General features: G+C 51.6%; 2 rRNA genes. Both read left to right on the top strand.

Features of this window, described 5'->3' with window-relative positions:
• A 23S ribosomal RNA gene (locus R2S67_RS22575) occupies positions 1-2,544 on the top strand; the annotation flags it as partial.
• A gap of 92 nt (positions 2,545-2,636) precedes the next feature.
• Positions 2,637-2,753, top strand: a 5S ribosomal RNA gene (rrf, locus tag R2S67_RS22570).
• Positions 2,754-2,762: the final 9 nt, after the last annotated feature.

The following is a 2,762-nucleotide window of genomic DNA, read 5'->3' as shown; positions in this document are numbered from 1 at the left end:
TTCAGTGAAATCGAGTAGGGCGGGACACGTGATATCCTGTCTGAATATGGGGGGACCATCCTCCAAGGCTAAATACTACTGACTGACCGATAGTGAACCAGTACCGTGAGGGAAAGGCGAAAAGAACCCCTGTGAGGGGAGTGAAATAGAACCTGAAACCGTGTACGTACAAGCAGTAGGAGCAGGCTTYGTCCTGTGACTGCGTACCTTTTGTATAATGGGTCAGCGACTTATATTCAGTGGCAAGGTTAACCATCTAGGGGAGCCGTAGGGAAACCGAGTCTTAACTGGGCGTTCAGTCTCTGGATATAGACCCGAAACCAGGTGATCTAGCCATGGGCAGGTTGAAGGTTGAGTAACATCAACTGGAGGACCGAACCGACTAATGTTGAAAAATTAGCGGATGACTTGTGGCTAGGGGTGAAAGGCCAATCAAACCTGGAGATAGCTGGTTCTCCCCGAAAGCTATTTAGGTAGCGCCTCGGACGAATACTACTGGGGGTAGAGCACTGTTAAGGCTAGGGGGTCATCCCGACTTACCAACCCTTTGCAAACTCCGAATACCAGTAAGTACTATCCGGGAGACACACGGCGGGTGCTAACGTCCGTCGTGGAGAGGGAAACAACCCAGACCGCCAGCTAAGGTCCCAAATTACTACTAAGTGGGAAACGATGTGGGAAGGCTCAGACAGCCAGGATGTTGGCTTAGAAGCAGCCATCATTTAAAGAAAGCGTAATAGCTCACTGGTCGAGTCGGCCTGCGCGGAAGATGTAACGGGGCTAAGTAGTAAACCGAAGCTGCGGCAATACTCTTTGAGTATTGGGTAGGGGAGCGTTCTGTAAGCGGTTGAAGGTGTGTGGTAACGCATGCTGGACGTATCAGAAGTGCGAATGCTGACATGAGTAACGATAAAGGGGGTGAAAAACCTCCTCGCCGGAAGACCAAGGGTTCCTGTCCAACGTTAATCGGGGCAGGGTAAGTCGACCCCTAAGGCGAGGCCGAAAGGCGTAGTCGATGGGAAACGGGTTAATATTCCCGTACTTCTTACAATTGCGATGGGGGGACGGAGAAGGCTAGGTGGGCCTGGCGACGGTTGTCCAGGTTCAAGTGCGTAGGCTGAAGAGTTAGGTAAATCCGGCTCTTTYTAAGGCTGAGACACGACGTCGAGCATCTACGGATGTGAAGTCATTGATGCCATGCTTCCAGGAAAAGCCTCTAAGCTTCAGATTGTAAGGAATCGTACCCCAAACCGACACAGGTGGTCGGGTAGAGAATACCAAGGCGCTTGAGAGAACTCGGGTGAAGGAACTAGGCAAAATGGTACCGTAACTTCGGGAGAAGGTACGCTCTCGACGGTGAAGTCCCTCGCGGATGGAGCTATTGAGAGTCGCAGATACCAGGTGGCTGCAACTGTTTATTAAAAACACAGCACTGTGCAAAATCGCAAGATGACGTATACGGTGTGACGCCTGCCCGGTGCCGGAAGGTTAATTGATGGGGTTAGACTTCGGTCGAAGCTCTTGATCGAAGCCCCGGTAAACGGCGGCCGTAACTATAACGGTCCTAAGGTAGCGAAATTCCTTGTCGGGTAAGTTCCGACCTGCACGAATGGCGTAATGATGGCCACGCTGTCTCCACCCGAGACTCAGTGAAATTGAAATCGCTGTGAAGATGCAGTGTACCCGCGGCTAGACGGAAAGACCCCGTGAACCTTTACTACAGCTTGGCACTGAACATTGACCCTACATGTGTAGGATAGGTGGGAGGCTTTGAAGCGCAGTCGCTAGATTGCGTGGAGCCGTCCTTGAAATACCACCCTTGTAGTGTTGATGTTCTAACGTYGACCCCTTATCGGGGTTGCGGACAGTGCCTGGTGGGTAGTTTGACTGGGGCGGTCTCCTCCCAAAGCGTAACGGAGGAGCACGAAGGTGGGCTAATCACGGTTGGACATCGTGAGGTTAGTGCAATGGCATAAGCCCGCTTGACTGCGAGAATGACAATTCGAGCAGGTGCGAAAGCAGGTCATAGTGATCCGGTGGTTCTGAATGGAAGGGCCATCGCTCAACGGATAAAAGGTACTCCGGGGATAACAGGCTGATACCGCCCAAGAGTTCATATCGACGGCGGTGTTTGGCACCTCGATGTCGGCTCATCACATCCTGGGGCTGAAGTCGGTCCCAAGGGTATGGCTGTTCGCCATTTAAAGTGGTACGCGAGCTGGGTTTAGAACGTCGTGAGACAGTTCGGTCCCTATCTGCCGTGGGCGTTGGAGAATTGAAAGGGGCTGCTCCTAGTACGAGAGGACCGGAGTGGACGAACCTCTGGTGTTCGGGTTGTGTCGCCAGACGCATTGCCCGGTAGCTAAGTTCGGGATCGATAACCGCTGAAAGCATCTAAGCGGGAAGCGAGCCTTGAGATGAGTTCTCCCTGATACTTTAAGTATCCTAAAGGGTTGTCGTAGACTACGACGTTGATAGGCAGGGTGTGTAAGCGTTGTGAGGCGTTGAGCTAACCTGTACTAATTGCCCGTGAGGCTTAACCATACAACACCCAAGGGGTTTTGATGGACTCAATGAAAGAACATTGAATGTGTAAGAACGAGAATTAAGAACAGCTTTCCGAATTAAAGAATTTGCTTGGCGACCATAGCGTTTTGGACCCACCTGATTTCCATGCCGAACTCAGAAGTGAAACGAAATAGCGCCGATGGTAGTGTGGGGCTTCCCCATGTGAGAGTAGGACATCGCCAGGCTTTAAATTT

The organism is Vibrio sp. T13N, from assembly GCF_032970445.1.
GTDB classification, from domain to species: Bacteria; Pseudomonadota; Gammaproteobacteria; order Enterobacterales; family Vibrionaceae; genus Vibrio; species Vibrio diabolicus.
This window is presented reverse-complemented; position numbering and strand designations above follow the sequence as displayed.